Annotated in this window: 25 protein-coding genes and 1 pseudogene; 12 read left to right on the top strand and 14 right to left on the bottom strand. The window is 51.6% G+C overall.

Features of this window, described 5'->3' with window-relative positions; all coding sequences use genetic code 11:
• The first annotated feature begins 4 nt into the window (after nucleotides 1-4).
• On the top strand, nucleotides 5-622 hold the full coding sequence (locus tag HMPREF9473_RS20150; protein ID WP_006782061.1) for a D-sedoheptulose-7-phosphate isomerase: 618 nt from the start codon (nucleotides 5-7) through the stop codon (nucleotides 620-622).
• A complete protein-coding gene (locus tag HMPREF9473_RS20145; RefSeq protein WP_006782060.1) occupies nucleotides 619-1,587 on the top strand; it encodes an ROK family protein in 969 nt (322 codons plus the stop codon). The genes HMPREF9473_RS20150 and HMPREF9473_RS20145 overlap by 4 nt, the downstream gene beginning before the upstream one ends.
• A 60-nt stretch (nucleotides 1,588-1,647) precedes the next feature.
• On the opposite strand, the gene HMPREF9473_RS20140 is transcribed toward HMPREF9473_RS20145, so the two are convergent.
• The 4 genes and pseudogenes from HMPREF9473_RS20140 to HMPREF9473_RS28435 all read right to left on the bottom strand — a co-directional run.
• A complete protein-coding gene (locus HMPREF9473_RS20140) occupies nucleotides 1,648-1,887 on the bottom strand; it encodes a hypothetical protein (RefSeq protein WP_006782059.1) in 240 nt (79 codons plus the stop codon).
• A 75-nt stretch (nucleotides 1,888-1,962) separates the two neighbouring features.
• Nucleotides 1,963-2,886, bottom strand: coding sequence for an AraC family transcriptional regulator (locus HMPREF9473_RS20135; RefSeq protein WP_006782058.1), 924 nt, complete (start codon nucleotides 2,884-2,886; stop codon nucleotides 1,963-1,965).
• Between the two features lie 40 nt (nucleotides 2,887-2,926).
• Nucleotides 2,927-3,757, bottom strand: a complete 831-nt coding sequence (locus HMPREF9473_RS20130; RefSeq protein WP_278245541.1) for a LacI family DNA-binding transcriptional regulator — start codon at nucleotides 3,755-3,757, stop codon at nucleotides 2,927-2,929.
• A 54-nt stretch (nucleotides 3,758-3,811) separates the two neighbouring features.
• A pseudogene (locus HMPREF9473_RS28435) lies at nucleotides 3,812-3,913 on the bottom strand (LacI family DNA-binding transcriptional regulator); the annotation flags it as partial.
• 429 nt (nucleotides 3,914-4,342) lie between these two features.
• On the opposite strand from HMPREF9473_RS28435, the gene HMPREF9473_RS20125 reads away from it, so the two are divergent.
• The 7 genes from HMPREF9473_RS20125 to HMPREF9473_RS20095 are packed head-to-tail and all read left to right on the top strand — an operon-like array spanning nucleotide 4,343 to nucleotide 12,971.
• Entirely contained in the window at nucleotides 4,343-5,467 is a 1,125-nt protein-coding gene (locus HMPREF9473_RS20125; RefSeq protein WP_006782056.1) for a sugar ABC transporter substrate-binding protein, read from the top strand.
• A 37-nt stretch (nucleotides 5,468-5,504) separates the two neighbouring features.
• On the top strand, nucleotides 5,505-6,470 hold the full coding sequence (locus HMPREF9473_RS20120) for an ABC transporter permease (protein ID WP_006782055.1): 966 nt from the start codon (nucleotides 5,505-5,507) through the stop codon (nucleotides 6,468-6,470).
• 13 nt (nucleotides 6,471-6,483) lie between these two features.
• A complete protein-coding gene (locus HMPREF9473_RS20115) occupies nucleotides 6,484-8,001 on the top strand; it encodes a sugar ABC transporter ATP-binding protein (protein ID WP_006782054.1) in 1,518 nt (505 codons plus the stop codon).
• 5 nt (nucleotides 8,002-8,006) lie between these two features.
• A complete protein-coding gene (locus HMPREF9473_RS26500) occupies nucleotides 8,007-8,843 on the top strand; it encodes an MBL fold metallo-hydrolase (protein WP_006782053.1) in 837 nt (278 codons plus the stop codon).
• Between the two features lie 22 nt (nucleotides 8,844-8,865).
• Complete coding sequence (locus HMPREF9473_RS20105; RefSeq protein ID WP_006782052.1) at nucleotides 8,866-10,491, top strand: sulfatase-like hydrolase/transferase; 1,626 nt, start codon at nucleotides 8,866-8,868, stop codon at nucleotides 10,489-10,491.
• Between the two features lie 2 nt (nucleotides 10,492-10,493).
• Entirely contained in the window at nucleotides 10,494-11,930 is a 1,437-nt protein-coding gene (locus HMPREF9473_RS20100) for a family 43 glycosylhydrolase (RefSeq protein ID WP_006782051.1), read from the top strand.
• 60 nt (nucleotides 11,931-11,990) lie between these two features.
• Nucleotides 11,991-12,971 carry a nucleoside hydrolase gene (locus HMPREF9473_RS20095; protein WP_006782050.1) on the top strand — a complete coding sequence of 327 codons (981 nt, stop codon included), beginning with the start codon at nucleotides 11,991-11,993 and terminating at the stop codon, nucleotides 12,969-12,971.
• A gap of 168 nt (nucleotides 12,972-13,139) precedes the next feature.
• Here the strand turns inward: HMPREF9473_RS20095 and HMPREF9473_RS20090 are convergent, their stop codons facing one another.
• From HMPREF9473_RS20090 to HMPREF9473_RS20085, 3 genes are all read right to left on the bottom strand, one after another.
• Nucleotides 13,140-13,445, bottom strand: coding sequence for a DUF6809 family protein (locus tag HMPREF9473_RS20090; protein ID WP_006782049.1), 306 nt, complete (start codon nucleotides 13,443-13,445; stop codon nucleotides 13,140-13,142).
• A 152-nt stretch (nucleotides 13,446-13,597) separates the two neighbouring features.
• Nucleotides 13,598-13,768, bottom strand: coding sequence for a hypothetical protein (locus tag HMPREF9473_RS27845; protein ID WP_006782048.1), 171 nt, complete (start codon nucleotides 13,766-13,768; stop codon nucleotides 13,598-13,600).
• Nucleotides 13,769-13,926: 158 nt separating this feature from the next.
• Complete coding sequence (locus HMPREF9473_RS20085; RefSeq protein WP_006782047.1) at nucleotides 13,927-15,531, bottom strand: DEAD/DEAH box helicase; 1,605 nt, start codon at nucleotides 15,529-15,531, stop codon at nucleotides 13,927-13,929.
• A 202-nt stretch (nucleotides 15,532-15,733) separates the two neighbouring features.
• On the opposite strand from HMPREF9473_RS20085, the gene HMPREF9473_RS20080 reads away from it, so the two are divergent.
• Both HMPREF9473_RS20080 and HMPREF9473_RS20075 read left to right on the top strand, forming a co-directional pair.
• On the top strand, nucleotides 15,734-16,831 hold the full coding sequence (locus tag HMPREF9473_RS20080; RefSeq protein ID WP_006782046.1) for a helix-turn-helix domain-containing protein: 1,098 nt from the start codon (nucleotides 15,734-15,736) through the stop codon (nucleotides 16,829-16,831).
• A gap of 128 nt (nucleotides 16,832-16,959) precedes the next feature.
• The gene (locus HMPREF9473_RS20075; protein WP_006782045.1) at nucleotides 16,960-17,472 is read left to right on the top strand and encodes a hypothetical protein; all 513 of its coding nucleotides are present in this window, start codon (nucleotides 16,960-16,962) and stop codon (nucleotides 17,470-17,472) included.
• Here HMPREF9473_RS20075 and thiE read toward each other — a convergent pair.
• From thiE to HMPREF9473_RS20055, 4 genes are all read right to left on the bottom strand, one after another.
• Nucleotides 17,462-18,091: a thiamine phosphate synthase gene (gene thiE, locus HMPREF9473_RS20070; RefSeq protein WP_006782044.1), complete on the bottom strand. Its 630-nt coding sequence runs from the start codon at nucleotides 18,089-18,091 to the stop codon at nucleotides 17,462-17,464. The two genes, HMPREF9473_RS20075 and thiE, sit on opposite strands and share 11 nt — an antisense overlap.
• On the bottom strand, nucleotides 18,088-18,915 hold the full coding sequence (thiD, locus tag HMPREF9473_RS20065; protein ID WP_006782043.1) for a bifunctional hydroxymethylpyrimidine kinase/phosphomethylpyrimidine kinase: 828 nt from the start codon (nucleotides 18,913-18,915) through the stop codon (nucleotides 18,088-18,090). Before thiD ends, thiE begins: the two co-directional genes overlap by 4 nt.
• A 3-nt stretch (nucleotides 18,916-18,918) precedes the next feature.
• Complete coding sequence (locus HMPREF9473_RS20060; RefSeq protein WP_006782042.1) at nucleotides 18,919-19,584, bottom strand: TenA family protein; 666 nt, start codon at nucleotides 19,582-19,584, stop codon at nucleotides 18,919-18,921.
• Between the two features lie 255 nt (nucleotides 19,585-19,839).
• The gene (locus HMPREF9473_RS20055) at nucleotides 19,840-21,771 is read right to left on the bottom strand and encodes a sensor histidine kinase (RefSeq protein WP_006782041.1); all 1,932 of its coding nucleotides are present in this window, start codon (nucleotides 21,769-21,771) and stop codon (nucleotides 19,840-19,842) included.
• A 90-nt stretch (nucleotides 21,772-21,861) separates the two neighbouring features.
• On the opposite strand from HMPREF9473_RS20055, the gene HMPREF9473_RS28430 reads away from it, so the two are divergent.
• Nucleotides 21,862-21,990: a hypothetical protein gene (locus HMPREF9473_RS28430; RefSeq protein WP_278245538.1), complete on the top strand. Its 129-nt coding sequence runs from the start codon at nucleotides 21,862-21,864 to the stop codon at nucleotides 21,988-21,990.
• 61 nt (nucleotides 21,991-22,051) lie between these two features.
• On the opposite strand, the gene HMPREF9473_RS20050 is transcribed toward HMPREF9473_RS28430, so the two are convergent.
• From HMPREF9473_RS20050 to HMPREF9473_RS20040, 3 genes are all read right to left on the bottom strand, one after another.
• Complete coding sequence (locus tag HMPREF9473_RS20050; protein WP_187388721.1) at nucleotides 22,052-22,633, bottom strand: hypothetical protein; 582 nt, start codon at nucleotides 22,631-22,633, stop codon at nucleotides 22,052-22,054.
• Nucleotides 22,634-22,782: 149 nt separating this feature from the next.
• Nucleotides 22,783-24,129 carry a hypothetical protein gene (locus tag HMPREF9473_RS27840; RefSeq protein WP_006782039.1) on the bottom strand — a complete coding sequence of 449 codons (1,347 nt, stop codon included), beginning with the start codon at nucleotides 24,127-24,129 and terminating at the stop codon, nucleotides 22,783-22,785.
• A gap of 2 nt (nucleotides 24,130-24,131) precedes the next feature.
• Nucleotides 24,132-24,902: a LytR/AlgR family response regulator transcription factor gene (locus HMPREF9473_RS20040; RefSeq protein WP_006782038.1), complete on the bottom strand. Its 771-nt coding sequence runs from the start codon at nucleotides 24,900-24,902 to the stop codon at nucleotides 24,132-24,134.
• Between the last annotated feature and the right edge of the window lie 177 nt (nucleotides 24,903-25,079).

The following is a 25,079-nucleotide window of genomic DNA, read 5'->3' as shown; positions in this document are numbered from 1 at the left end:
AACTATGAAACAGCTGGTGGAAAGATATCCTCAATTGGAGTCATGCCAAAGGGATATGGAGATGGCATTTTCTATTATGAAGGACAGTTTTCAGAGCGGGGGAAAGCTGTTGGTGTGCGGGAATGGGGGAAGCGCGGCGGATTGCAGCCACATAGCAGGTGAATTGTTGAAGGGATTTTTGAAAAAGCGAAGGCTGGCAGAAGAGGTGAGAGACACGTGGACGCTGGCGGTTCCCGATGGCAGATTTCTTCATGAGAATCTGCAGGGGGCGCTTCCTGTGATCAGTCTTCCGGAGCAGCTTTCTTTTTCCACAGCATTTGCTAATGATGTGAGAGGTGATTTGAACTATGCCCAGTTGGTTTATGCTTATGGAAGAGAAGGGGATGTGCTGTTGGCTCTCAGCACATCCGGAAATTCAGAAAATATAAAGTATGCGCTGGAAACGGCAAAAGTATTGGGGTTGAAAAATATAGGACTTTCAGGTATGGGGAATGGAAAAATCAAAGAATTTTGTGATGTTTATGTCCAGGCGCCGTCTTTGTGCACGCCGGAGATTCAGGAATACCATTTGGCGGTCTATCACACACTCTGCCGGTGGCTGGAGGAGGAATTCTTTTTATGAAAATGATAGCGGGAATTGATATTGGCGGAACAAAATGTGCGGTATCCCTGGGATGCGCGGACGAAACGGGAACGATAACGGTATTGGAAAGAAGAGCATTTCCTACTATGGCGGAGCAGCCGTACATGGTTTTAAAGGATTTAGCCGGGATGTTGAAGGAGATGCTTTTAGAAAAATCGGATTCTGCAATATCTCTGGATGCAATAGGTATCAGCTGCGGCGGGCCTTTGGATACGAAAAAAGGGCTGGTATTAAGCCCTCCCAATCTGCCTGGATGGGATGAGATACCGGTGGTTTCTTATTTTGAAGAGGTGTTTGGCATACCGGTGAAACTTCAGAATGATGCCAATGCCTGTGCATTGGCAGAGTGGAGGTGGGGAGCTGGAAAGGGGTGCGAGCATATGATTTTTCTCACCTTTGGAACTGGCATGGGCGCCGGACTGATTTTAAATGGGAGACTATATTCCGGAGCCAATGATATGGCGGGCGAGGTGGGACATATCCGCATGGAAAGCAAGGGGCCTTCCGGCTATGGAAAAGAAGGTTCTTTTGAGGGCTTTTGCAGCGGGGGCGGTATTGCCCGCCTGGGTGTTAGGATGCATGAGATGTGGATAACGCAGGGAAAACAAACATCGATTCAGACGTTTGACGCCAAGGGGATTGCGGAGGCGGCAGAGAATATGGATGAACTGGCGTTATGTATCTATAGCAAAGTGGGAACTTATCTGGGAAGAGGAATTGCTGTGTTAATAGATATTTTAAATCCGGAATGTGTTGTGATAGGCAGCATTTATAGCAGGCAGGAAGCGCTTTTGAGAGATTATGTGCTGAAAGAGATAAAAAAGGAGGCGCTGGAATTAAATCAAAGTGTGTGCCGGATTGTTCCGGCTGGGCTGGGGGAATCCGTAGGTGATTTTGCTGCTTTGGCGGTAGGGATGGATGGGTTGAATATCTTTGGATATTGAAAGGGGAAGGGGCCTGGCTGCGGATGCAGCCAGGCCCCCCATGATGAAATACAGAAACAATCAGCAATCCCCGGCGTAGTATGACACAATGTTCATATAATCGGTTGAGTTTGGAATATCCAGTGAGAGATGCAGGGAGTTTTTGTTCTCTCTGTACTCGTTTAATAAGTCGTGCTGGATGGCGTACTGCTTGTTGATATCTTTTCTGCTTCCGTCACAGGATATCATGGTTACGCATCCATCGCAGGTGTTAACCACCTGCAAGAAGTTCTTCATATTAAGGATATTGAGTCGAATCACCGTATCACCTCCCAGTCATGAATGCCTCCTGTCTTTGTAATATCATTATAGTGCAAACATGGCTGGGAAAATATATTATTTCTGCCCTTTTATAGTATTATTCTGCCATAAATGGCGGTATTCTGATGGCGTACAGCCAAACTGGCTGTGGAAGACCTTTCCGAAGTAGCTGCTGCTTCCCAAACCGCAGGTCCGGCCGATGGCCGTGATGGATTCCGGGGAACCGGCCAGCATCTGGCAGGCCATCTGGAGGCGGTAGGTCTTGATGTATTCCACCGGTGTCATGTGAAGACTGTTCTGAAACGCCCGGTAGCATTCCCGCTCGCTGGTGAACGCGGCGGCGGCCACCTCCGAGATGGACAGTTTCTCCCCGTAATGCTCGTGAATATAGACCATCATGGATTTGATCTTGTCATTGGCCTTGTCGTAGCTTCCTTTCTCCTCCATGAGAGGGCGGGCCAGCTCAAAGATGCGAAGCCAGATATCGGACAGGGCGTTTCGCAGCCTGATTTCGTAGCCGAAGTCCTCCTCGGAGAGTTCAAAGGTTTTTCGAATGTCGGCCAGAATCCTGGCCTGCTCCGGCTCCTCCGGCGACAGGGAAATGACTTCCAGCTGGGGCGCCGCGATTAAGGGGGTGATATATCGCTGTTCAATCCGCCCGCCCTGCTGTCCCGCCAGAAAATCCGTGTCGAAGATGTGGTTCAGCTGGATATTTTCCTCCGTCTCACTCATGGGCCTTGTCATGTGAAGCACATGGGAATTGATGAGCCCGCCGGAGCCGGCCGGGAACAGCGTCTTCCCCTTGGGCGTGCTGTATTCCACCGCACCGCTTTCCATATAGAACAATTCCACCGATTTATGCCAGTGCCAGGGCACAAACCGCTCCATATACTTGTCCAGCTGGCAGCAGGAGGCGATGTAGGGGAATTCGGTGGTGTAGTTCGGCAGCAGTTCTTCCTTGGTTCCGGTGTGGAACTGGATGTTTGAGATATTTTTCAACGGTATGTTCATCCTCTCGGGCAAAGTCTTTCAGGTGGCATCAATGTTTGTCCAGACCCCGCAGAACCAGTTTGGGCTCCAGATTAATGGTTTTCACAAAATGATCGGCATGTTCATCCTGCCAGTCCCTGATGATGTCAATGGCGGAGCTGGCCATCTGCTCAAAGGGAAGCTGAATGCTGCTGATGGGAGGGGACAGCAGGGAAGAGTAGGTGTCATCGTGTCCCATAACCTCGACGTCATCCGGCACCCGGACCCCTTTGTCGTATAAATATTGCAGTATCCCGATGGCATATCCGTCATACCATGCCTGCACGCCCGTATAACCGGGAAGTTCCCGCTCGGCTTCCTCCATAGCCCGGTATGCTTCGTCCGGGATTGGCGTGGAGCAGATTTTCACCAGATATTCCGGCGGATTCTCGGCGGTGTGAATGGCCTGCATAAAGCCGTTAAAGCGCCGGCTTCCACTGTCGGTATCCAGATAACCGCGCCCGATATAGACAATCTTTTTATGTCCCCGGTCAATCAAATGCTTGGCGCCCAGATAACCTCCCAGGAAATTATCCACACATATCTGATTAAATCCCTGGCTGTCAGCCAGCCGCTCCACAAACACAACCGGCACCCCGCAGCCGAGAAGAAAGGCTCTCACTTCCGGCTCCAGCCGGCTCTCCTCGAAGCCGCTGATGATAATGCCGCAGACATTGCAGGCGAGAAGTTTTTCTGCCTGCTCGTTTACGACGGCATTGTTGACATGGTCACAAAACATGGTGATGGCCCTCATGTTTTCTTTTTCGGCGGCTTCCAGCAGTGAGCGGTTCAGCGACTCGAAAAACATGTTTACGGGGAGTTTCTTTAATATAATTCCCACCAGTTTTTCCTTGGAAGCGGGCTTTGGCTCATTCCGGAGTTCGTAGCCGGTCTCCTGTATCGCCTGATGAACGGTCTTTCTGATTTCATCGGATACGTAACCGCTGCTGTTGACCACTCTGGAAACGGTGGCAACCGATACACCGGCCTTCGCTGCAACGTCTGCTAATTTTACTTTTTTCTGTCTTTTTCATCTCTTTACCTCATGTTTCATGGTCTTGTCTTGTATTATACTTATTTTTTTCTTTCTTTTCCAGTGGCAAATGTGAAAAAATTACACACAATTATTTGTGAAAAAATTACACATTTTAGAAAAAGATTTTCATATAAAACCAAAAGAAAATAGGAGCGTGCACCTGTCATATTGTACATTTCAAATCATCGGTTTTTGTGACATTTGTATAAAATATGCATGAAAAATGTTTTTGAGTTGACACTTTATAGTACATGTGCTATGATTCACATACAATGATTTTTCTAAAGAATGGACGCCTCATCAATGTGATAAATTTTCACATCACAAGCTAAAAACCTTAGAAAAATGGAATAAAGTGGAAAAATTACATACAAAAAAGGAGAAAGAACTATGAAAATGAGAAAATTATTTGCAGTAATCCTTGCTGCTTCACTGACAACGGTCTGTGCGGCTGGCTGTGGTTCCAAAACGGCGGAGGGGTCAGCAGCCACGGCGGGTACGGAGACAACAGGAGCCGTGAAGGAATCCACGGTCAAAGAAAGCGAAATGACAACCTCGAAGGAAGCTGATGGGGAAGCTGCCACAGAGGGGAAGACTACCACGGATTATTCTCATATTGAAAAAGTAAAGATTGCGTTGATTGGCGGCGCTTCCGGCGGCAATTTCTGGGGGAATATTGAAACCGGATTTAATACGGAGATAGCTTCCCGGGGATGGGAAGGCGTGTATTGGGCTCCATCAACCACGGGCGGCGGCGATGCGGCGGTCCTGGACCTGGCCGAGACCGCTCTGATTCAGGGCTACAATGTAATCTGCCCGGTGATCAATGACGTATCGATTTTTGAGGATTTCCTGACTCGGGCTTCCGAGGATGGGGTGCTGGTGATTGCGTTTAACTCCAACCCCGGTGAGGACAGCGTCATAGCCCAGGTTGGAATAGATTCCGCAGAATCCGGAAAACAGCAGGGTGGCCAGATTGCAGATTTTGCCAAGAAACTGGGAATTGAGGAAATTAAGTACATTAATATGTGTTCTGCCTTGAGCAACACGAACCAGCAGGCCACCAAGGGCGGAGTGCTGGAAGGTCTTGCGGAGAACTTTGGCGGTACGGTAACAGAACTTGGGGAAGGGGAATCCGAGGATAATGCGGCAACGGCGCAGGATGCGATTGGTTCTCTGTTTATAGCAAACCCGGATATCAATACGATTTTCTGTATTGACCAGTACAGTGCGGTGGGAGCTGCTTCCTACATAGAGGAAAATGGACTTCAGGGCAAGGTTATCGCATGTGGACTTTCCCTTGATTCAGATGCATTGCAGCGTGTCAAAGACGGCGCTCTCAACGCCACATCTTCCGTGGACTCTGTCTATATGGGCGGCGAGCAGCTTTGCTCGGTTGCGGAAGCGATTATCTCAGGTGCGGAATTTGAGTACAAGAATTTCCCGCCGAAAATCTGGGTATTGCCGGAGGATGTGGATGCTTACGCGGCCGAGCACGGCATTACCTTAAATTAAACTCCAATTACACTTTAGCGAAAAGGAAGATGTGAACATGAAGAACGCAAAATTTTCTTTAAAAGATATGATGAAAGTCAAAGAACTGGGCGCCCTGCTGCCGTTGATTCTTCTGGTGGTCATTGCGTCGGCGGTGAACCCGGCTTTCTTAAGCACGAATAACCTGTTTGATATTTTGAGAACGACAAGCTACACCACCATTCTTGCGGTTCCGCTGACCATGTTGATGTCTTCCGGACGTATGGACATGTCAATTGCGGCCACAACGGCTCTGGGCGGCATCATCGCCGCCATGGCCGAGACGAGCGGTGTTCCGCTGCCATTTGCGATTCTGCTGGGCGTGCTGGCAGGGGCGCTGATCGGTCTGTGCAACGCGGTGCTGGTGGATTATTTCGGGCTTCCCGGATTTATTGCCACGCTGGCTGTCTCCAATGTGGTGGAGGGAATCTCTGCCGTGATTACCAACAATAACCCGATTCCCGGCATTTCCAGCTCCTTTAAGGCCATCGCCCAGACAAGACTGGGCGGCCGGCTGACGATTACGGTGATCTATGCGCTGATTCTGGCGGCGATTGGATATGTTGTGATGAACCGCATGAAAATCGGGCGTATGATTCTGGCGGTTGGCGGCAACTCGGAGGCGGCCAACCTGGCAGGAATTGATGTCAAGAAGATCCATACGGGACTTTTCGTTCTGGTTGGCATTTTTGGAGCGCTGTCAGGAGTGCTTTACTGCTCCCGTTTCTCAAGCGCCCAGCTGACCGCAGGCGCGGGGACGTCTCTCACCATCATGTCATCGGTTATCATCGGAGGTACCGCCATGCGCGGCGGTTCCGGCACCATTGTCGGCTCCGTGCTTGGATGTATGCTGTTTGCGGTCATTACCAATGCACTGGTGGTAATGGGGATTTCTACGAACTGGCAGAATGTGGTGTACGGTCTGATTCTCGTGGCAGCACTGTTGATTGACTATTTCCGTCAAAAGAGCGCCCGCAGAGCATAAGGAGGAGATGGATATGAACGATGTTCTTCTGGAAATGCGGCATGTCACCAAAAAGTTTCCGGGTGTGATTGCATTAAATGATGTGTCCATTGATCTTCGAAAAGGGGAAATCCTGGGAATCGTCGGGGAAAATGGAGCCGGCAAGTCGACGTTAATGAAGGTGCTCAGTGGAACTTATACAAGCAGGGAGTACGAGGGCGAGGTCTGGCTGGACGGGAAAAAACAGGAATTCAATTCCGTGGCCGACGGTCGGGAAACCGGAATCGCCATGATTTACCAGGAGGTCAATGCCTTCATGGATTCCTCGATTGCGGAAAATATTTACGTGGGAAACCAGCCGGGAAAGCTGTTTGTGGATTACCGGACCATGTATGAGGAGACGCAGCGGCTGCTGGATATGGTGGGCATTGAGGCGACTCCCAAGACCATTGTGCGCAAGTTAAACAGCGGGCAGATGCAGATGCTGGCTATTTTACGGGGGCTGGCCACCAATCCCAAGATTCTGGTGTTGGATGAGCCGACCACCGCCCTTACGGACAAAGAAGTGGATGTTCTCATGGATTTCCTGACCAATCTGAAAAAACAGGGAGTTTCCTGCATTTATATCTCCCATAAAATGGAGGAAATCTATCGGATATGTGACCGCGTTACAGTGATTCGGGATGGAAATGTGATTGAAACCAGAGATACCTTGGACTGGAGCAATCAGAACGAATTAATCCAGGCCATGATTGGGCGTAACATTGAAAATATGTATGCCAAGACTCCCCGCACGCCGGGGGAACCGGTGCTGGAGGTGAGAGATCTTACGGTCCCGCATCCCACGATTAAGAACCGGAATATTGTCAACCATGTCAGCTTTACGCTGCGAAAAGGGGAAATTCTTGGCATCGGCGGACTGGTAGGAGCCGGAAGAAGTGAGATTCTGGAAGCCATATTTGGGAGGCTGACGGAGGGAGTCAGCAAGACGGTTCTCATCAATGGAAAAGAAGTCAACATCAACTCCCCGAAGGCGGCGATAGCAAACGGTCTTGGATTTGTGACGGAGGAGCGGAAGCTGACCGGTTTCGTGGATACGATGTCCATTCTTCATAATACGAGTCTGCCCTCTCTGGCTTATCTGCCCGGTAAGCTGTTTATCAACACGAAGGCGGAAAAAGAGCAGGCGATGAAGCAGTTTGACGATATGCGCATCAAAGCGCCGTCCATCAATTCCATGGTCAGCAATTTATCCGGCGGCAACCAGCAGAAAGTGATTCTGGGGAAATGGCTGATGAAAAATCCAAGTATCTTGTTTGTGGATGAGCCGACGAAGGGAATTGACGTGGGAACAAAGGCGGATTTTTACAAAATACTCGATAATCTGGCAAATGCCGGTATTTCTATTATTATGGTATCTTCCGACATGCCGGAGCTGGTGTCGGTCAGCGACCGTGTTCTGGTGATGAGCAACGGAAACCTGACAGGAGAACTGAGCGGCGAGGAAATCAGCCAGGCGAATGTTATGCAGCTCGCAATTGCAGGAGAATAAGGAAAATGAAATCCTATTATACACAGAAACGAATTTCACCGACTATGATACGGATTGATTCCCAAAATGAATCTTCTTATCTGGTGGAAGGAAAGGAGCAGGCGGCCCTCATAGACTCCTGCGCGGGGGCCGGGAATCTTGGGGATTATGTGAGGAGCCTCACTTCGCTGCCGGTATCGCTTATTCTGACTCACGGTCATGTGGACCATATCGGCGGGGCCATGAATTATGACAGAAGGTATTTAAGTCCTGAAGATTTTGCGCTTGCCGGGGAGCATGGAAGCTATGAGGCCCGCAGGAACTATCTATTATCCAGGTCGGAGGACGGAGTGGGGGAAGAGGACATTATGCGGGCGCAGGTGGAAGGTTTTTCGCCGTTGGTGGACGGGCAGGAGTTTGACCTTGGCGGGGTACATCTGAAGGCGATTGCATTTCCAGGGCATACACGGGGGAGCATGGCCGTGTTACATATGGAAGAGCGGAGAGTGATTCTGGGAGATGCGTGCAATCCCCTTACGTTTCTGTTTTTTCCGGGGATGCCGGGCGTTGGAGAATATTACCGGACACTTCGCGGCTTTATCAATCGCTGGTATTCCAGCTTTGATGAGGTTCTGTTCTCCCACTTTGAGCGGGCGGAGAAGGAGTTCCTCTTTGAAATGCTCCGGGTCTGCGAGGATATTCTGAATGGGAAGGCGGATAACCAGCCTTTTCTGGTTCCAAGATTTACCCGGAACGGGGAGAAACCTCTGATTGCCAGGAAGGTAACCGGACATCCCCGTGAGAGAAGGCGGGCGGATGGTCTGGTTGGCAACATTGTGTATTCGGCGGACAATATTTTGTGATTGTCTGGAAAGGAGGAAGCGCGTGAGCCGTAAGAGACCTCATATTATCATTTTTAATCCTGACCAGATGCGTGGTGACGCACTGGGGCATCTGGGGAATCCGGCTGCGGTCACACCGAATCTGGATGGCTTTGTGATGGAGGATGCGGTTTCGTTTTCCAACGCCTTTTGCCAGAATCCGGTGTGTGTGCCGTCCAGGTGCAGTTTTTTTACCGGCTTGTATCCTCATGTTTTAGGGCATCGGACCATGTCTTATCTACTGCATCCGGGGGAGGAAAGTCTGTTCAGTGAGCTGAGGCGGTCCGGGTATTATGTCTGGATGAATGACAGAAATGATTTGACAGCCGGGCAGATTCCTGGCTGGACGGAATCCCATGCGGATGAAATCTATTACAGCGGTCAGGCAAAACGGGCGCCGGGGCCGGTTTTGAATCTCCGGGGGGAACCGGGCGGTAAATACTATTATTCCCACTATGAAGGGGAACTGGGGCTGGATGAGTCCGGGAAAAACTACAATGGGGATGATGAAATTGTGGATGCGGCCATCGAGCGGCTGAAAAATCCGGTGGACGAGCGGCCGATGTGCGTGTTTCTGGGACTCTTTTACCCTCATACGCCGTATCAGATCGAGGAACCCTATTTCTCTTCTGTCAATCGTGAGAAGCTGTCTCCCCGTATTTCTTCTAAGGAATGCAGTGGAAAATCAAAAATATTGGATAAAATCAGAGCGTACCAATCCATGGATTCGTTTACGGAAGAAGACTGGAGGGAACTGCGGGCCGTCTATCTCGGGATGTGCGGGAAGGTGGACGACTTGTTTGGCCGTCTGCTCCGAGCGTTGAAAGAGATGGGTATCTATGACGACTGCGCCATTTTTTTCCTCAGTGACCACGGCGATTATACGGGGGATTATGATATGGTGGAGAAATGTCAGAACAGTTTTGAGGACTGTCTGACAAGGGTTCCGCTGCTGGTGAAACCTCCAAAAGGGATTCCCTGCCGGCCGGGTATCTCTCCGGCGTTGACGGAATTGATTGATTTCTATGCGACGGTCATGGATTTTGCGGATACGAAACCGAGTCACACCCATTTTGGGAAAAGCCTGCGTCCTCTGCTTGCCAATCCGGACCTTTCTCACAGAAGTTATGTGTTTTGTGAGGGCGGGCGGATGCCTGGGGAGCGCCACTGTGATGAGTTTCACGAATATGGGGAGTCGGGGGCGGCCCCTTCCTCTGTGTACTGGCCCAAAATGATGGCCCAGACGGATGATGAAGCCCATGGCAAGGGAATTATGATTCGAAATGAACACTATAAATACATCAGCCGGACTCACGGGGATGATGAGTTTTATCATCTGGATTTGGACCCCATGGAAACGAAGAACTGCATGGGCGATAGCCGGTATGAACCTGTGATAACGGAGCTGAGACTCCGGATGCTCAAATGGCTTCAGGCGACGGATGACATTGTTCCACTGCAATATGATAAGCGGTTTACACCGGAAATGATATGGGCCAGAGTGCGCAATCAGGTGACGGAGGAGATGGAGCCCTTGATCAGAGAAATGATTGCGGAAGGAAAAAGTCTTCCTGAAATCATGCAGTTTTGCAGAGAGTATCATGAGAATAGAAAAGCTAAAGGAGAATAAACATGAAATCTGTTGCCTGTAACCCTTATTTACCGCTATATGAATATGTTCCGGACGGCGAGCCGCGTGTGTTTGACGGGCGTCTCTATATCTACGGTTCCCATGACACCTCTGGCGGGGACTGGTTCTGCCTGGAGGATTATGTGGTATGGTCCGCGCCGGTTGACGATTTGAGCCAGTGGCGCTGCGAGGGCATTTCCTATCGGAGGGAGCAGGACCCCCACAATGTGGACGGGAAATGGGAGTTGTTTGCGCCGGATGTGGTAAAGGGGCCGGATGGAAGGTATTATCTCTTTTACTGTCTGCGCATGCAGCAGGAGTTTGGAGTGGCGGTCAGCGAAAACCCGGCGGGGCCGTTTGCATTTTACGGACATATTCATTATCCGGACGGAAGCATTTTCCGGGAAAATATGCCCTATGACCCGGCGGTGCTGGTGGATGATGACGGGAGAATTTATCTGTATTACGGGTATACGTCGGAGGTGATTGCCGCGAAACTGGGAGCCACGGTGAGTCCCGGTTGTATGGTGGTGGAATTGAAACCGGATATGGTGACGGTGGCGGGGGCTTCGAATATCTGTCTGCCGAGGGATATTCATACGGAGGGAACCGGGTTTGAGAATCATGGTTACTATGAGGGGCCTTCGATTCGGAAAATGAATGGGCGCTATTATCTGGTGTTTTCCAGTGAAGTTTGTCATGAATTGTGTTATGCTGTCAGTGACAGGCCGAGGGATGGGTTTGTGTATGGGGGCGTGATTGTCTCCAACGGGGATATTGGGATGCATGGGCGGCAGTATCCGGTCTGTCTGCCGGGGAATAACCATGGGGGGCTGGTGTGTATCAAGGGGCAGTATTATATGTTCTATCAGCGTCATACCCAGTGTACCCAGTTTTCCAGGCAGGGGTGTGCGGAGCTGGTTTCCATACTTCCCGACGGAAGCATTCCACAGGTGGAAATGACCTCCAGCGGGTTAAACGGCGGGCCGCTGCCGGCGAAGGGAGTGTGGCCGGCGGCTTATGCCTGTCATCTGACTCATGCGGACGGAGAGAAAATGCTGCGTTACCGGGAGGCGGACCCGGCGGTTCTTCCTTTTATAAGGGAGGAGGCCGCGGCGGCGGGGGAGGAAGCTGGGAATTCTTATATTCACAATATTACGGATGGGACGACGATTGGATTTAAGTATTTTCAGGCGGATTCGGTCGGCAGGATTGCACTGGTGCTGCGGGGGACGTGTTCGGGACGCTTTGTGTTATATTCGGATGAGGTGGCGGAGGAGCGGATACTCGCTGCGGTTTCTGTGGAAGCGGAGTCAATGGAGTGGCAGAAGGTGAGTGTACCGGTAACGTGGGATGGGGTGCATGCGCTTTACCTCCGGTATCAGGGGGAGGGCAGTGTGGATTTGAAGGAATTGGAGTTTGGTGAGCAGGAAAAATAAGGAAGTCAGCCTGCAGATAGAAAGCCAGGATTATATTTTGGAGATGGAGGAGACAATGTGATGTTGAAAGAGCGGCCATTTACCTTTCCGCTGGACAAGCAGATTCGTGTGATTTGTGATACGGATGCCTGTAATGAAGCGGATGACCAGTATTGTATCGCGCACATGCTTATGACACCGCGGTTTGATGTGAGGGCGCTGGTTGCGGCCCACTATGGCACGGCGAAAGATGTGTGTTCGGAGCAGCGCAGCTACGAGGAGATTCACCGGGTGGTGGAACTGATGGGACTGGGCGGGGAGGTGACGGTCCTGCACGGAGCGCCATCCTGCATGAAGGAACCCAATGTTCTCATTGAGAACGAAGGGGCGCGTTTTATCGTGGAGGAGGCGATGAAGGAGGATTCGCGGCCGCTGTTTGTCTGCTGCATTGGAGCCATCACCAACCTGGCCTGTGCTTATCTGATGAATCCGGAGATTGCAGAGAAGCTGACGGTGATATGGATTGGAGGGGATGCTTACCCGGAGGGCGGGTTTGAATATAATCTGCACAATGATGTTCTGGCGGCAAATGTTGTGTTTCAGTCCGAACTGGAACTGTGGCAGGTTCCAAAACCGGTTTACATCACTATGAAGGTCAGTTTCTTCGAACTTCTCAACCATGTCTATCCCTGCGGCGATATTGGCAGGTACCTGGTTGAAAATACGATGCGGGTTGCCAAATATGAGGCGGAGATGATGAAGGACACTTCCACGCCGCTTGGCAGCCGCTATCTGACCATGTCGCGTGCGGCCGCCGCAACCAGCTTCGCCGGAGAACTCTGGTCCCTTGGCGATTCCCCAGTCGTCGGCCTGATGCTCAACCACACAGTCGGCCATTTCCACATGATCGACGCGCCATGCGGCATCCGTGATGATTACACCTACGATTTTTCCAAACCTGGGAACCGGAAGATTCGCGTTTATGATGATATTGATAACCACTTTATTATAAAGGACTTTTTTGAGAAGATGGAGTTTTATTTTGGAGGGAGTGGTAGGTAGCGGGTGGCGAAGTGAAGGGAGAAGATGTATTGCTCAGTTACAACTCCTTGCAGGAGCAGGCTGCATAGTGTAAAATAATTATGCAGTCTGCTCTTGTGGTAGCTGTATAGGGGGAAGTGGCGTAATAACTTTGCCAGTGAACGCCACCTCCCTTACTTTTTTGCTATTTCATGCTGTCTTTTCTTCATTGTCAAGAAATAGGTCACTGGCGCCGGTGAATACCTCAATCATCATCAGAACGCCTACTTTATATCCACGGATAAATCTATCCATTTCGTAGATACGGCTTTCATCTGACTGCGCATCGCAGTACTGCTCAAATAGTTTTTTTTCCTCGTCATCCAGTTTCTCGTTGAGGGTTTCTGCACTATTGTACTTAACCTTTAATGCTTTTCTGTATTCGGAATTTCCACGGTATGTTGCGGGATCGTTAGACAGGTTGTCTTCTGCAAATGCTTCTAAAATTTTGCTCATGATTGCTCCGTCCTTTCCATATGATTTCCTGGTTTTACACAATTTCTTGCAAGAACGGACTGCACAGTGTATAATATTTATGCGGTGTGCCCTTGCGGTAACCGTGTAGAGGAAGTGGTGGAATACGTTTGCCAACAACGCACCACTTCCTTTTAATTTTTCGTGAGAGCTTTTATCCCATCGCGCAATCCCTGCGGCCGGGTAACGCCTTTTTGCTGGCAGTAGTCGTCCAGCATTTTCAATTCTTCCGCTGTTAAACGGACATCTACACGCAGACTCTTGGGATTGTCAGAAACAGGACGCCCTCGGTGTTTTTGCGGCATATTCACCTCCTTGCCTGCCAACAATTATATTATAATTTAATACCGCCAGAAAATCAAGCATTAAAATACCGCCAAAAAATATTAAAAATGAACAGAATTAAAAAAGCCCGCTGGTAACGTTAAAATGTCGTTGCCGGGGGCTTTTGTTTTTTCGCTGTTTAGCGGGAATGAAGTGTTCTGATAATCGGTTTGCTCCGTCGGGAAGACGGCGGCTGGGATTGCTGCTGGTGATTTGGAGCCGCTTCTTTTGGTGGAGCTGTTTTGGAAACCGGTACTGTCTTTATGAGTGACGTGGCTTTTTTGGGAGCCGATGATTTTTTTTGATTCGAAGCATTTGGGGAAGAAGCTGCCTTCTGCGGGGAAGCGTTCTTCCGGGGGAACGTATTCTTCTGAGAGGAATTAGTCTTCTGTGGGGAAGCACTTTTCTGTGTGGAATTGCTCTTCTGTGTGGAAGCGCTTTTCTTGGTGGAAGTATCCTTTCGGGAGGAAGCAGCCTTCTGTGAGGAAGATGCTTTTTTTGAGTTTCCTGCTTTGGGGGATGATGCGTCCTTTTTTGCATTGCCGGCTCTTCGGGAGGAAGAGGTTCTTCCGGAGGAAGTTTCCTCCTTGGGAGCAATCTCAAAAACGCTCATGGGGTAAGGGTGATCCTCAATTACGGGGATGGTCTTACCAATCAGCTTTTCAATATCTCTCACGTAGTCTTTTTCTTCAATAGCGCAAAATGACAGCGCCCGTCCACCCAGTCCGGCCCGGCCGGTACGGCCGATACGGTGGACATAGGTTTCGGAAATATTGGGCAGGTCAAAGTTAATCACGCAGGATAGTTCCTCGATGTCAATGCCTCTGGCGGCGATATCAGTGGCAACCAGAACACGGAGTTTGCCGGACTTGAAGTTGTTTAGCGCGGTCTGTCTGGCCCCCTGGGATTTGTCACCATGGATGGCCGCCGCGTTGATGCCGGCTTTTGTCAGATATTTGGACACCTGGTCGGCGCCGTGCTTGGTACGGGTAAAGACCAGTGTGGAGGTAATGTCCTCATGTTTCAGTAAATACTCCAGAAGCTTCCGTTTATTCGCCTTGTCCACATAATACAAGGAGGTCTCAATCATATCAACGGTGGAGGAGACCGGTGTCACTTCCACTTTCACAGGATTATGCAGAAGCTTTGAGGCAAGCGACTGGATTTCACCCGGCATGGTTGCAGAGAACAGCAGAGTCTGCCGCTTTTTCGGTAGCAGGGCAATCACTTTCTTTACATCATGGATGAAACCCATGTCCAGCATTCTGTCCGCCTCGTCCAGCACAAAGATTTCTACATAACTTAAGTCAATTTCCCGCTGACCAATCAGGTCGTTCAAACGTCCCGGGGTCGCCACCAGGATGTCCACGCCTTTTCTCAAGTCCTGAATCTGGGGAACAGCGGACACTCCGCCGAAGATGACGGTCCCTTTGACCGGAGTATATTCACCATATTCTTTGATATTATCCGCAATCTGTAACGCAAGTTCCCTGGTCGGTGTCAGAATTAATGCACGGATTGGTTTTTTCTGCTGGCGTTTCCTGGGACACTCCATTAAATTCTGGATGATTGGCAGAGCGAAAGCGGCCGTTTTTCCGGTACCTGTCTGGGCACAGCCTAATAAATCGCGTTTCTCCAGTACATAGGGAATCGCCTGCTCCTGGATGGGGGATGGCTGTGAATATCCCTTTTTCTCCAACGCTTTTAATAATAATGGTGATAAATTTAATTCTTTAAATTCCATATATGATATATTCTTTCTTTGAAATAATGATATGGTGACCCCTAATCATAACATATATTCATGTGGAATGAAATAAAAACTTTTCGGATTTTCAGAAAGAGTATCTTAATAGTTGATTTTAATAACTAAAAGTTAACAAATGCTCCGTTGCGGCAATCCCATGCCTCCTTTATAATGGAGAAAAGACCAAGGAGGTAACGGAATGAGAGAGATTCCGATTGATAGAATCATTGTAAATCTGAGGAAGGCGCGGGGGATTACGCAGGGGGAACTGGCGGGAGTTATGGGAGTGTCAAAGGCGTCGGTTTCCAAGTGGGAAACTGGGAGCAGTTATCCGGATATTTTACTGCTTCCGCGGCTGGCTTCTTATTTTCAGGTCAGTATTGACGAGCTGATGGGGTATTCGCCGCAGATGACGGAGGAGGAAATGCGGGAGACATTTGCGAAGCTGGCAGATGAGTTCTCGGAGGGGAATATTGTGCCGGTGCTGGAGGAATGCAGGAGGCTGGCGCGGGATTATGCGGCCTGTTTTCCGGTTCTGCTGCGGTTGGCTTTGTTTTATGTAAACTGCTTGCAGGGAGCGGGGGAGGAATACCAGGAGGAAATGCTGAAGGAGGCGCTGGAACTTTGCCTGCGCATCCGGGAGCAATGTGATGAGGTGACGATTCGAAAACAGGCCGCCGGGCTGGAGGGGGCCTGCCTGTTATTGCTGGGCCGGCCGGAGGAGACGCTTAAGCTGCTGGGCAGGGATGCGGCAATTCTGCCCAGAGATGAGTGTACCATATCCCTGGCTTACCGGAGCATGGGGGAGAAGAAAAAGGCCGGAACGGTGCTTCAGGTGAGCATTTATCAGCATATGATGGCGGTGGTGGATGATTTGATATCGTATCTGTATCTGAATGGGGATGACAGAGCTGTCTTTGAGGAGACATGGAGACGGCTGCAGGAGATGTTTGAGACCTTTCATATGAAAAAACTGAAGCCGGCGGCTGTGCTCCAGGCTTATATGGTGGCGGCCGGCATTTTCAGCAAAAACGGGGAAGAAGAAAGGGCTATGGAGCTGCTGGAGGATTATCTGGAGCTGTATCACTCTTGCGGTGATGTGTCAGAACTTCACGGAGATACGTTCTTTGATGAGGTGGAAGGATGGCTGGAAGAGACGGTGATGAGCTCCGGTTTGATGAGGAGTCAGCGGGCGGTGCAGAAGAACGCGGTAAACGGGATGCTGGAGGAGCCGGAGTTTGACAGCTTGAGAGAACTTCCGGGATTTCAGGAAATCCTGAGACAGTTGAAATCCTGAGATAGTTGAAATCCTGAGGTAGATGAAATCTTGAGATAGTTGAAATCGGAGACGAAGAGTGCCGGAAAGAGGAAACGTACTAGAAAGAAAGGGTTTGGGAAGACGGATATTCAAAAGGAGGACAACGGATGGAGATAGATGTGCGAAGGAATGTAAGAAAAATGGGCGCTCTTCTGGTGGCGATTGTTTTATATTATGTGGTTCATGAGGGCGCCCATCTGCTCTATGCGCTGAAGCTGGGCGTGTTTCGGCGGGTGGCATTTACGGGGCTGGGGGTTCAGATTGTAACTTATAGAGAGCAGATGAGCGATGTGCAGACAACTGTTTTCTGTGTGCTGGGGGCGGCGGCCACGTTTGTGGCGGGATGGCTGCTGGTTCTTCTGATGCCGCGGATTCTAAAAAGCCGTCACCTCTTTTTCCGGGCGGCGGCATTTTACACTACGATTGTATTTCTATTAAATGATTTCGTCTATCTGTCCGTGCTTTACCCTTACGTGGGCGGGGGAGATATGAATGGGATAAAACTGATTGTGCCGGAGGGAGCCGCAAGAATCCTGGCTGGCGTCATTCTTGCGGTCCATCTGGTGGTCATTGCCAGGTATGTGTATCCTGTATACAGGGACAGGTTTGTCAGCGGGTGATCTGCCCGAATGCCTGCTTCAATTCTCTTGCCGCGGCCTCGATATCAGGTTTTGATAAGATGGCGGATACTACGGCCAGTCCATCGACGTGGGCGGCGTGGAACTGTGGTGCGTTGGCAGGGGTGATGCCGCCGATGGCTACGATGGGGAGGGAAACGGCGGAGCGGATGCTGCGGAGCTCTTCCATAGAAACGATAGAGGCGTCCGGTTTGGTTCTTGTGGGAAACATGGCGCCGACGCCAAGGTAGTCGGCGCCCTCGGCCTGGGCTTTCAGGGCTTGGGCGGTGGTGGTGACGGAGATGCCCAGGAGCATATTGGGGCCGATGATGCGGCGGGCGGCGGCCGTGGGAATGTCGTTCTGCCCCAGGTGGACGCCCGCCGCCCGGATTGCCAGGGCGATGTCAATCCGGTTGTTGATGATAAGCGGAATGTGATGGCGGTCTGTGACCGCCTTGATGTCCACCGCCAGCTGGTAAAATTCCAGGGCGGAGGTCTCCGCTTCCCGCAGCTGGACCATGGTGCAGCCGCCTGCGATGGCCTGCTCCACGGCCTCCGCCAGTGTCCGTGTGCTCATGGCGCGTCGGTCTGTGACGAGATACAAGATGTAATCCGGTTTCATGAGAAATCACCTTCTCTCTCAAATTCCGGAAGCCCATGGCGGTAAAGATCGTAAAAATGATGGGTGGGCCCATTTCCTTTTCCAAGAGGCAGGGCGTGGCGGATGGCGGTTGTGACATAAGCCTTGGCTCTGGCCGTGGCCTCCGGAACGGCAGCGCCGAGGGCCAGCTGGGCGGCGATGGCGGAGGAGAAGGTGCAGCCGGTGCCGTGGGTATTTTTGGTATGGATTCGCTCGGTCTCAAAATGCTGAATCTCTGTGCCGTCAAACAGGACGTCCAGGGCATTTCCTGACGAGTGCCCTCCTTTGACGATGACGGCCCGGCAGCCCATCCTGCTGATCCGCCTGGCGGCAGCTTCCATGTCGGCTACGCTGGAGATGGTCATGCCGGTGATTTCCTCCGCTTCGGGGATGTTGGGTGTCAGTACGTCAGCCAGAGGGAGAATGGTGGTGATAAGGGACGATACGGCGTCCGACTCCATCAGGGGACAGCCGTTTTTGGCGTACATGACCGGGTCGATGACCACGTGGGGCGGCCGGTACTGTTTTAACTTGTCGGCAACGGCTGTCATACAGGCAGGGGTGGAAAGCATGCCCACCTTGACGGCGTCAACGCCGATATCCTCAAATACCGCGTCAATCTGGCTGGCAATCATGGCCGGGGTGATGTCCTGAATATCAATCACCCGGCTGGTGTTTTCCGCCACCACCGCCACGATCACACTCATTCCAAATACCCCGTGTGCCGAAAATGTTTTCAAATCTGCCTGAATTCCGGCCCCGCCGCTGCAGTCGGAGCCGGCAATTGTCAATACCCGTTTCATCATGTCTCATCTCTCCTTTTCTGTCGTCCGATATGCCATATTCCAAAAATCAAGTTCCAGTAAACTGCCTTGCCGAAAGATAGCCTGCAGAGCCGATTTCTCCTCCTGGGACAGACCGGCGCATTTGGCGTCGGCAAACTGGCTCCAGCTGATGCAGGCGCGGTGATACCCGTCATCGGCATAGTCCGTGATAAAGTCGGAATACACGGGGCTGACAGGTTCGGACCCGGAAACCAGCGCCCGGAACAGATAACTGTAACTGAGCATGCAGGGGAGAACAGCCATCAGAATCTCGTTGATATTTCCCCGGCTGGCAGTTTCCATCATGAAGTCAATATAATTCTGGTTTTCCGGAAGCGGCGGACAGTCCTCGATATCGTCATCCGTCAGCCCGGCGTCGCTCAGATAACGGAGTCTCACCGCCGACTCAGATTCGGTGAGAAAGCTGAGCATGGAATAAAAAACCTGGATATCCCGAAGGGACGCCGCGTGGTAGATGGCTTTTCCGTAAACACGGGCGTAGTGTTTTAAGTAAATGCTGTCCTGAATCATGTACAGCCGGAATTTCTCCTGTGGCAGTGTGCCCTCCTTCAGCTCCCGGATAAACGGGGAATTCAGACAGGCGTCCCAGACAGGCATTGACTGGGCGACGGTTTCCTTCATAAATGACATCTCATTTCCTCCTTAAAAATAAGTAAAATAAAAAGAGCCTTCCAAATAAATCAAATTCAGAAAGCTCTTTCAGACGCAAAAACGGCGTAAGAAATTGCTTCCCTACGCCGGTATTAGCCGACAGGTCCAGAGGTCAGGTCTTAACCTTTTTCAACTTTTCAGTTCCCTCGCAAACGTATTAAAATCGTTATCCTATTGTCCGATTCAGTATATCACACTGCCTGGGAAAAATCAATCAGGTGCGGGTTTGTTCCGCTATAAATGCAGAAAGATGGAAACGCTGAACATTTCCTCGCCCGTCTCAAAATCAGCCCGGCCGCCGTACTTTTTGGCGATGGCCTGGACGGAAGCGGTTCCGATTCCTCTGGCCGGCCGCTTGCTGGAGAGGAAACCGCCGGCGGTCCGGCGGATGGGGCCGTCATAACTGTTCTCAAATTTGACGGCAAAGACTCCGATGGCCTGGCCGGCGCTCACGTTGATATAGCGAGGGCCGGCGCTCTGCCTTTCGCAGGCTTCCATGGCATTTTCCAGACAGTTTCCGAAGACGACGCATAAATCCACATCGCTGATTGGCATGTCTTCACTGACCTGCACCGAAGCGGTGAACGTGACTCCGGCCTGCCTGGCGCGGGAAGCGTAGTGGCGGAGAATGGCGTCGACGGCGGCATTTTCACAGAAGATTCCGGTGAATCGTGTGGGAATCCGCTCCTCTATCTGGGAGAAATAATGTTTCAGGGCGTCTAAGTCGTCCGCATCGGCAAACTCGTGGAGAATGGAGATGTGATGACGCAGGTCGTGGCGGAAGGTCCGCTCCTCGGCGATGGCATCCATCATGTCCCGGTGCTGTTCCCGCTGCATGGACAGGTTCTGGCGGGTCAGGCGGACGGTTTCGGTGAGCACCAGGCTGGTGACGGAGCGGAGGTAGATTTCCCGCAGGATGACCGCCCCAATCAGCAGAACCAGACACAGGCTGGATAGTTCAAGGAACCATCCGGAATAGATGGGCTCGTAGAGAGGCAGCAGCCGGTCCATAACGAGGGTGCAGTCGAAAATCACCACTCCGCAGAGCAGGATTCTGGCGGGCAGCGCGGTCTCGTCGTTCCGCCTGAGAATCAGCAGCATACTGACGGTCAAAAGAAGGGCGCCAAGCCATTTGTACACGGTTATCAGCATGGAGTAGGAGAGCATGGTGTTCAGGGTCGCCCGGGGCAGAATCATATGGTAAATGACGCAGACGAGACAGACAAGTCCGCCAAAGGCAATGCCGAAGGTATTGACCGTGTGCTTGAACGAGAAGAGCTTTCGTAGCAGGATAAATACCATGAGTATCATTCCACAGAAGGACAGGTTTTCCACCAGATACAGACCGTTGAAGGATGGGAAAAATGTCTTTGCCACCGGATAGCAGGTGTACCCGAGAAACAGCAGGCAGAACAGGGCGTACAGGGCTGGCAGAGGATTGCTTCTGTCGGCCAGTCCGATCAGCAGGGCGATGATGCCAATCAGCAGGGTCAGGGTGAGCAGGGCCGTGCGCAGATTGAGTCTGACGGCAGTCATGGTCTGGATGGAATCGGGGGTGCCGAGGGCGGGAGGGAAGGTGAGTCCTCCGTAGGTGTTGGAGAAATTGGACACGGCGAGCAGCAGTTCTACCTGGCCGGACGCCTCAAAGGGGATGATTTTCTCGGCGGTGCCGGAACGGTAGTCTGCGGGGGACGGCTGGCCCAGTTGGAGGTATTTCGTACCGTTTATGTAGAGATTGCAGGAAGAAAATAGTTCGGGCAGATAGAGGGCGTAGGTCCGGGAACCGGCCGGCAGCTGGATCGTGAGGCGGTAGCTGGCGCTGCCGTATGGGTGGCCGGTTACGGACTCAAAACCGCCAAGCTGGCCCGCGTAGACATAGCGGTCGGGGGTGGGGCGCTCGGTGAGAAGGTCCTGGGGCGTGAGGAGGACTCCGCCGTAAAGTTCCCAGCCGTCCACCAGCCAGACGGGGGACTGTTCGGTCAGGCCGGTGCTGCTTAAGTCCATCTGGCCGTAGGAGGCGCCTGGGTTGGGGGCGGTGTATTTGTTATCGTGTTGATAGAGAAAGAAGCAGAGCGCCGATGTGACGGCGCAGAGCAGCAGAAGCAGCAGGTGGAAGCGGCCGTGGCTCTGCCTGGAAGGTAATGTGGTATCCAGTTTGTTACTCATCGGTTTTTCCTCCGTTTCTTTCGGTATACGGTACATGTGGTTATGCCGCCTGCGGATAGGAACACAAGGGCAGGCAGGGCCAGCTCCGGGATGGGAGATGACGGGGAGGCGGCGGGCAGAATGCTGCCGGTCTCCAGGGCCTCCAGGGCTCCGTTATCGGTGTCCGTGGACGGTGATGTGGAATCCGTGGGTGAGGATTCGGCGTCAGTTTCCGGCTGAACGGGTTCCGGTGAACCGGAATAGCCGGGGGATTGCTCCGAAGTTTTCTGCGATCGAGGCGTTATATCGTCCCTCTGGGCTGAAGACCCGGCCGGGCGGGAGGAGGATGGCTTTCCGGGGGCTGCTGTTTCAGCTTCAGAATTTGCCATTGCGTTTGTCTCAGGTGACGTTTCTGTTTCAACGGCCGGTAATTTATTTGCCCCAGGGTAAGGAAATGTATCTGCATCGGTTTCATGAGAGGTTTCTGCTCCCGGACCATGGGATGTTCCTGAACTGGCTCCATGGGAGGGGCCTGGACCATTCGCATTTCCAGAACCAGTCCCAGACCCTGGCGTTGTCTCTGTCTCTGGCTTCGTGATTGTTTCGGACGAGCCACCGGTACTTTCGCCGGAGGAATCACCGTCGGATGAGCCGTCGGTACTTCCGCCTGAGGAATCACCGTCGGGTGGGCCGCCAGTGTTTCCGCCGGAGGAATCTCCATCGGGTGAGCCACCAGAACCTCCGCTGGAAGAATCTCCATCCGGAGAGTCACCGCTGTCACCACTTCCGCCTCCATGCACCCCGCCGTCGCCGCCTGGCTGTTCTTCCCGGTCGCCGCCATCCCGGTCGCCGCCGGTGCCGACATGAATGGCTCCCTGTTCACCGGGAGTGAGCGTCACAATATTGGACCAGCCTTTTTTCGTTTCCAGTGCGAGAGAAACTGGTTTGGTGATTTTGTCAGCTTCTATCTCAAACAGGTAATATCGATAGGAGGTGTTCCAGGTGACAGCCTCCCATTTGCTGATGTCTATCCTAGGTTTTTTCGTTATCTTCAGAACACCAGAGGATGGTTCCGGGCTTGTACTTTGCATTGTCCCAGGAGAAGAAACGTAAAGTGTTCTCTTCCTGATTCATAGATTTGATGACCGGAAGGTCAGGATCGCGGACCCATACCCGGATGGAGAAATCAGAACCACCCTCCAGTCCAAATCCCTGAAACGTGTCGGGAAGGGTAATGGGGAAATCAACAGAACCCAGGGTGCTGGTATCCAGGGATGATAATCCGTCCTTGTTGTGCAGCAGGCTGACATCCAGATATCGTCCGCCGGTTAGCAGGAAACGGGTTGGCTCGTAGAAACACACGGCGTCTGCCACATCGGAAACATCGGCATACTGCTGAATCTGTGGCTCGATTCCGATGGGACGTTCAATTGTCCTATAAATAACTTCAATATTTTCCGGCTCAGGAGAAAGACAGCAGGTGTCCAAAACGATGCTATCTCCGGATGCAGCGGCAGCACCATCTCCCTGTGCTGACAGACGGCAGAGAAAGAAATCTGCCCCGTTTACGGAAGTGACGGCGCGGGAGTTATCCCCGTCTACGTCAATATTCAGACAATAGGTTTCTAACGGCGTGTCAGCAGCCAGCGCAAGTCCTACAGCGTGGCGTCCATAGGAGTGGATTTGGCCCCGGCTTTCAAAAGAGGCGGTAGAACGGCGATAATGACTGTCCGAGCTGATTTGAACGGCAGTGCCGCCAATGCCATCCCGTCCCAAAGCCGTCACATCCATGAAGGAAAGAACCATATTCCAGTCAAGAGGGGGAAGCCAGCCAAAACCGTTCCCGGTATTTCTGATTTCCAGCACCGGTATGTCAACACCTTCCCCCGTCAGAAACAGGTCGCAGTAGTCTATGTAGCCGCCATCATAAATCAGCCCAAAGGAACCGGTATCAATAGATAAGGGCCCGGTATAATTGTAAGATGGAGAGATGGTTTCTTTAATCGTAATCGTATCCCCAAGAACCACCTCACCACCATAACCATCCAGATTTTCCAGCCATAGATGCAAGTCTTCAAAGTTGGAAACGATGTCAGTCTCCTCAGGAATATCCGTCTCAACAGCGTTTAAGGCAGTGGCTGTCTTAATCTCAGCTTCAGTCTCAGTCGCCTCTGCCTCAGTCGCCTCTGCCTCAGCCGTCTCTGCCTCAGCCGCCTCCGCCTCAGCCGCCTCCGCCTCAGCCGGCGTCGCCGCCAGCACAAAAGAAAGAGCTTCCTGATTCTGCGGGAACCTCTCATTGTCATTTGATTCAGCGGCAAGAGCGGACGTTCCACACATCAGAAGCCCTAATAAAAGTAACAGGGAGACCCTGGTTCGCATCGTTAATGTCCTCCTTCGGACACCTGGTCAGCTCCGCGGGTGTCTCGTATTTTTTTAATTGCAAAATTCTCGTAGGTCTGAACCACCTGCTTGCGGATATATTTGGAGATGGGAACCGATGCCCCCGTATCCAGCAGAAAATAATCGTTCCTCAGCGCCATAATCCAATTCATATTAACCAGATAGCTTCGATGGCAGCGTAGGAAATCCGAGTGGGCATCCACCTCGCGGATTTTGGTCTCCAAATTTTTCAGCGGTATCCGCACCGGAATGGTCTCGCCGTCCAGATGTATCACGCAGGTATTGTCAAACACTTCAATATATAATATCTCGGCAAGGCGGACCTTGCGCAGTTTCTTTTCCGTCGGAAGCAAAAGAAAAGCGGCCTGCTTTTCATGGAGTTTTTCGCATCGGCTGAGTGCATCAGCCAGCTTCTCGTACACCAGAGGCTTCGTCAGATAGTGGACGGCATTGACCTCAAAAGCCTCCACCGCATGGTCCGTGCTGCGGGTGAAAAACACGACGGGACAATCCTTGTCCGTCTTTCGCAGCTCCCGGATGACCTGCATCCCGTCCTCCTGCTCCAGATAAATATCCATAAAAACCATATCATAGCTTCCCGGAACACAGTGCTCCAGAAAGGTAAGTCCGTTGGGAAACACGTCCATTTCATAAGGCGGCGTTCCAGTCTCACAGCAGTACCGGAAACACAACTCCCGCAGCAGCGCGGCATCTTTTTCACAATCCTCGCACACGGCAATTCTGATATTCATATGAGTCCGCCTCTCTTTCTTCTAGTAGTATCTGTTCCTCTATTATTTTAAGCGTTGCCAATCATGCTTGTCAACTTGCCGGACCCGTATTCCCAGTCATTTCCAGTTCTATTCACCACAGGAAAAACGCTATTCGCCACAAAACAGGCAGAAAAGGCGATTTTATGCTAGTATTTA

The organism is Hungatella hathewayi WAL-18680 (genome assembly GCF_000235505.1).
In the GTDB taxonomy this organism is placed as follows: Bacteria; Bacillota; Clostridia; order Lachnospirales; family Lachnospiraceae; genus Hungatella_A; species Hungatella_A hathewayi_A.
Note: the sequence above shows the minus strand (reverse complement) of the source record. Positions and strands in the feature narration are given on the sequence as shown.

What these genes read in the sequence shown, in the direction of transcription:
- HMPREF9473_RS20150 (WP_006782061.1), top strand. Translation starts at nt 5, where the DNA reads ATGAAACAGCTGGTGGAAAGATATCCTCAATTGGAGTCATGCCAAAGG.
- HMPREF9473_RS20145 (WP_006782060.1), top strand. Translation starts at nt 619, where the DNA reads ATGAAAATGATAGCGGGAATTGATATTGGCGGAACAAAATGTGCGGTA.
- HMPREF9473_RS20125 (WP_006782056.1), top strand. Translation starts at nt 4,343, where the DNA reads ATGAAAATGAGAAAATTATTTGCAGTAATCCTTGCTGCTTCACTGACA.
- HMPREF9473_RS20120 (WP_006782055.1), top strand. Translation starts at nt 5,505, where the DNA reads ATGAAGAACGCAAAATTTTCTTTAAAAGATATGATGAAAGTCAAAGAA.
- HMPREF9473_RS20115 (WP_006782054.1), top strand. Translation starts at nt 6,484, where the DNA reads ATGAACGATGTTCTTCTGGAAATGCGGCATGTCACCAAAAAGTTTCCG.
- HMPREF9473_RS26500 (WP_006782053.1), top strand. Translation starts at nt 8,007, where the DNA reads ATGAAATCCTATTATACACAGAAACGAATTTCACCGACTATGATACGG.
- HMPREF9473_RS20100 (WP_006782051.1), top strand. Translation starts at nt 10,494, where the DNA reads ATGAAATCTGTTGCCTGTAACCCTTATTTACCGCTATATGAATATGTT.
- HMPREF9473_RS20095 (WP_006782050.1), top strand. Translation starts at nt 11,991, where the DNA reads ATGTTGAAAGAGCGGCCATTTACCTTTCCGCTGGACAAGCAGATTCGT.
- HMPREF9473_RS20090 (WP_006782049.1), bottom strand. Translation starts at nt 13,445, where the DNA reads ATGAGCAAAATTTTAGAAGCATTTGCAGAAGACAACCTGTCTAACGAT.
- HMPREF9473_RS27845 (WP_006782048.1), bottom strand. Translation starts at nt 13,768, where the DNA reads ATGCCGCAAAAACACCGAGGGCGTCCTGTTTCTGACAATCCCAAGAGT.
- HMPREF9473_RS20085 (WP_006782047.1), bottom strand. Translation starts at nt 15,531, where the DNA reads ATGGAATTTAAAGAATTAAATTTATCACCATTATTATTAAAAGCGTTG.
- HMPREF9473_RS20080 (WP_006782046.1), top strand. Translation starts at nt 15,734, where the DNA reads ATGAGAGAGATTCCGATTGATAGAATCATTGTAAATCTGAGGAAGGCG.
- HMPREF9473_RS20075 (WP_006782045.1), top strand. Translation starts at nt 16,960, where the DNA reads ATGGAGATAGATGTGCGAAGGAATGTAAGAAAAATGGGCGCTCTTCTG.
- thiE (WP_006782044.1), bottom strand. Translation starts at nt 18,091, where the DNA reads ATGAAACCGGATTACATCTTGTATCTCGTCACAGACCGACGCGCCATG.
- thiD (WP_006782043.1), bottom strand. Translation starts at nt 18,915, where the DNA reads ATGATGAAACGGGTATTGACAATTGCCGGCTCCGACTGCAGCGGCGGG.
- HMPREF9473_RS20060 (WP_006782042.1), bottom strand. Translation starts at nt 19,584, where the DNA reads ATGTCATTTATGAAGGAAACCGTCGCCCAGTCAATGCCTGTCTGGGAC.
- HMPREF9473_RS20055 (WP_006782041.1), bottom strand. Translation starts at nt 21,771, where the DNA reads ATGAGTAACAAACTGGATACCACATTACCTTCCAGGCAGAGCCACGGC.
- HMPREF9473_RS28430 (WP_278245538.1), top strand. Translation starts at nt 21,862, where the DNA reads ATGGGAGATGACGGGGAGGCGGCGGGCAGAATGCTGCCGGTCTCCAGG.
- HMPREF9473_RS27840 (WP_006782039.1), bottom strand. Translation starts at nt 24,129, where the DNA reads ATGCGAACCAGGGTCTCCCTGTTACTTTTATTAGGGCTTCTGATGTGT.
- HMPREF9473_RS20040 (WP_006782038.1), bottom strand. Translation starts at nt 24,902, where the DNA reads ATGAATATCAGAATTGCCGTGTGCGAGGATTGTGAAAAAGATGCCGCG.